This is a genomic window from Ruegeria sp. AH12, from assembly GCF_056541465.1.
On the sequence record NZ_JBQFYL010000175.1, the window covers coordinates 1 to 654 of the forward strand.

Annotated in this window: 1 protein-coding gene and 1 pseudogene; both read left to right on the forward strand. The window is 58.9% G+C overall.

The window, feature by feature from the left end:
- Positions 1-364 (forward strand): universal stress protein (locus ACR0EL_RS22420; RefSeq protein ID WP_480502348.1); only part of this gene is annotated, 364 nt, incomplete at its 5' end.
- Positions 365-436: 72 nt separating this feature from the next.
- Positions 437-654 (forward strand): annotated as a pseudogene (locus ACR0EL_RS22425) (excalibur calcium-binding domain-containing protein); the annotation flags it as partial.

Below are 654 nucleotides of genomic sequence, written 5' to 3' on the forward strand. Positions count from 1 at the left end.
GGACAGCTCGGCAGCGTTGAAGCTGGCAGAACTACTGTCGACGCCCGAGGCTGCGGTTACGCTGCTGCATGTGGTAGAGCACATTCCGGATTATGCGATCTCGTACATGCCTGCCGAGTATCTGTCCGAAGCCCGCAAGGCCATTCAGACCGAGCTTGATGCTCTGGCGGCGCGCGTCCCGAATGCGAAGGGGCTGGTGGTTGAAGGCCATTCCGGGCGAACGATTCTGGACTGGGCCGAAGTTAATAAGCCTGACCTGATCATCCTGGCTTCGCACCGCCCGGGGATGCAGGACCTGTTGTTGGGTTCAACAGCGACCCATGTGGTGCGCCACGCCAAATGTGCCGTGCATGTGGTGCGATAAGGTCGAGCTTTTTCCAAGCCGACCCCGATTGCGGCCATGGCTTTGCCACATACCGCGTGTAAGACCTATGGCATGACAACCGGGAAACAAACGAAAGACACCGATCCGAACCCTCGTCTTACACGGCGGCAACGGCGGGCAGACGCGTTGCGCAGGCAGGCTCTGTCTCCGGTGCGTATTCTACTGATGGTGCTGGCCTTGCCCTTAACCACAGGAATGATCGCAATCGGTGTCTACCTGCGCGTTTCAGACTACGAACGTCATGAAGCGGTGATCCATCTGGTGGCGCT